At 71.0% G+C, this 2,191-nt stretch carries 3 protein-coding genes; all 3 read left to right on the top strand.

From position 1 onward, the window contains the following. The first annotated feature begins 114 nt into the window (after window positions 1–114). Complete coding sequence (locus ACROSR_RS20505; RefSeq protein ID WP_432687729.1) at window positions 115–792, top strand: 5-formyltetrahydrofolate cyclo-ligase; 678 nt, start codon at window positions 115–117, stop codon at window positions 790–792. Then, window positions 789–1,994, top strand: coding sequence for an NnrS family protein (locus ACROSR_RS20500; RefSeq protein WP_432687728.1), 1,206 nt, complete (start codon window positions 789–791; stop codon window positions 1,992–1,994). Before ACROSR_RS20505 ends, ACROSR_RS20500 begins: the two co-directional genes overlap by 4 nt. 12 nt (window positions 1,995–2,006) lie before the next feature. Next, the coding region (locus ACROSR_RS20495; protein ID WP_432687727.1) for an NnrU family protein at window positions 2,007–2,191 on the top strand (185 nt) is incomplete at its 3' end.

Below are 2,191 nucleotides of genomic sequence, written 5' to 3'. Positions count from 1 at the left end.
TGGTGCCGGGCGGGGCCGGTGATCCTGCTCTTCGCCGCGAAGGACCGCGATCACAATCAGGCGGTGGTGCTGCGCGAGCACCTTCGCGACATATTGAGACGAGAGGGACGCGACATGACCGTCGATGACACCCCCCGCTATGCCTCGCCGCCCTGCATGGCCGGCGAGATCGCACCGGGATATTTCGATCCGCAACAGCCGGGCGACGTGGCGCCCTGGCGCCGGGCGGAACGCGCGCGGCTGCGCGGCGCGCGGCAGGCGATGCGCGTCGAGGAGCGCCGCGCAGCAAGCGTGGCGCTGACCGGACACCTTCGTGATTTTCTGGCGGCGCGGTTCGGCGAGATGCGCGGGCGCGTCGTCTCGGTCTACTGGCCGATCAATGGAGAGCCCGACCTGCGCCCATGGATGGCCGACCTGCATGCCGCGGGCGCGACCGTCGCGCTGCCGCTGGTCGAGGTGAAGCGCGCGCCGCTGGTCTTCCGCCAGTGGACGTCCACGACGCGCATGGTGCGCGGCGACTGGAACATTCCCGTCCCGCCGGAGGACGCCGCGGCAGTGACCCCCGAGATCACACTCGCGCCGCTGATGGGCTGGGATCCTGCGGGCTACCGGCTGGGCTATGGCGGGGGCTATTTCGACCGGACGCTGGCGGCGCTGTCGCCGCGTCCCGTCACCATCGGCGTCGGGTTCCAGTCGGCACAGCTCGACACCATCCATCCGCAACCGCATGACATCGCGCTGGATGTCATCGTCACCGAGGCCGGTCTGCAGGTCGAAAGGGCCACCGCATGAGCACCACCGCCGCACAGATCCGCGCCTGGCACGGGCCGGCGATCCTGACCTACGGGTTTCGGCCGTTCTTTCTGGGCGCCGCGCTCTGGGCCGTGCTGTCGATGGCGCTTTGGGTGCCGATGCTGACCGGGCGGGTGGTCCTGCCTACGGCCTTCGATCCGGTCAGCTGGCACGCGCACGAGTTCCTCTTCGGCTATCTCGGGGCGGTGGTCGCGGGGTTCCTGCTGACCGCGGTGCCGAACTGGACCGGGCGGCTGCCGATCGTCGGCTGGCCGCTTGGCGGGCTGGTCGCCTTGTGGATCGCGGGCCGCGTCGCGGTGGCGGTGTCGCAGACCCTGCCGCCGGTCGCGGTCGCCGTGGCCGACCTGTCGCTTCCGGTGGTGCTGGCTGCGGTGTTGGCGCGCGAGATCGTGGCGGGGCGCAACTGGCGCAACCTGATCGTTCTGGGCATGCTCGCCGTCTTTGCCGGTGGCAACGCGCTGTTCCATTTGGAGGCGGCGCAGGGCGCGTATCCCGCGCAAGGCTACGGCCTGCGCCTCGGGCTCGGGGCCGGGATCATGATGATCGCGGTGATCGGCGGGCGTGTCGTGCCGTCCTTCACCCGCAACTGGCTGGTCAAGCGGCAGAGCGCGCAGTTGCCAACCCCGCCGATGCAGGGCTTCGACAAGGCGGCGCTGGTCGTCTTGCTCGCAGCCCTCATCCTGTGGGTGATCTGGCCGCTGCACACGGCGACGGGCGCTGCATTGCTGCTGGCGGGTGCGCTGCACCTGGGGCGTCTCGTCCGCTGGTCGGGACATCGGACGGCCGCGGAGCCGCTGGTCCTGGTGCTGCATGCGGGCTATGCCTTCGTCCCGCTCGGCGCGCTGGCAGTGTCGGCCGAGATCCTGATGCCAGGCAGCCTGGGGATGGCCGGCGCGCAGCATCTCTGGATGGCCGGGGCGATCGGGCTGATGACGCTGGCGGTGATGACACGCGCCACCTTGGGCCATACCGGGCAGGCGCTGAGCGCCGGGCCGGGCACCGTGGCGATCTATGCCGCCCTTGTGGTGGCCGTGCTGGCGCGGCTTGCCGCCGGTTTCTGGCCCGGGATCGCCGGGGCGCTGCATATCGGCGCAGGGCTGGCCTGGATCGCCGCATTCGGCGGGTTCGCCGTGGTCTATGGCGGCGCGCTGCTGTGCCTGCCGCCGAACAAGCGCGTCTAGGGCGGCACAGCGATGGGATGGGTCGAATTCGCGGCGGCCTACACGGTCTTTTTCCTGTCGCACGCGATCCCGGTGCGCCCGCCGGTACGGCCATGGCTGCAGGCGCGGCTCGGGCGGGCCGGGTTCACCGCCGCCTATTCCGCGCTGTCACTGGCGGTTCTGGCCTGGCTGATCGCAGCGGCGGCGCGTGCGCCTTA

This window comes from Roseovarius tibetensis, from assembly GCF_050896375.1.
Classification (GTDB): domain Bacteria; phylum Pseudomonadota; class Alphaproteobacteria; order Rhodobacterales; family Rhodobacteraceae; genus Roseovarius; species Roseovarius tibetensis.
This window is presented reverse-complemented; position numbering and strand designations above follow the sequence as displayed.